A 475-nucleotide genomic window follows, 5' to 3' on the forward strand; every position below is an offset into this window, starting at 1 on the left:
GCCCTCGTGAACGCCGATCCGCGCGAGATCATCTGGACCTCCGGCGCGACCGAGTCCGACAACCTCGCGATCAAGGGCGCCGCGCACTTCTATCAGGGCAAGGGCAAGCACATCGTCACCGTGAAGACCGAGCACAAGGCGGTGCTCGACACCTGCCGCGAGCTCGAGCGCGAAGGCTTCGAGGTGACCTATCTCGACGTGAAGGACGACGGGCTCGTCGATCTCGACGTGTTCAAGGCCGCGCTGCGCCCGGACACGATCCTCGTGTCGGTGATGCATGTGAACAACGAGATCGGCGTGATCCAGGACATCGCGACGATCGGCGAGATCTGCCGCGAGAAGGGCATCATCTTCCACGTCGACGCCGCGCAGGCGACGGGCAAGGTCGAAATCGACCTCGCGAAGCTGAAGGTCGACCTGATGTCGTTCTCCGCGCACAAGACCTACGGCCCGAAGGGCATCGGCGCGTTGTATG

1 protein-coding gene is annotated in these 475 nt (G+C 63.8%); it reads left to right on the forward strand.

Going from position 1 to position 475, the window contains the following annotated elements; genetic code table 11:
• Positions 1 to 475: aminotransferase class V-fold PLP-dependent enzyme (locus tag J5M73_RS31210; RefSeq protein ID WP_207816923.1), on the forward strand; the 475-nt coding region annotated here is incomplete at both ends.

This window comes from Pseudomonas sp. 50_B (assembly GCF_017491625.1).
GTDB classification, from domain to species: domain Bacteria; phylum Pseudomonadota; class Gammaproteobacteria; order Pseudomonadales; family Pseudomonadaceae; genus Aquipseudomonas; species Aquipseudomonas danubii.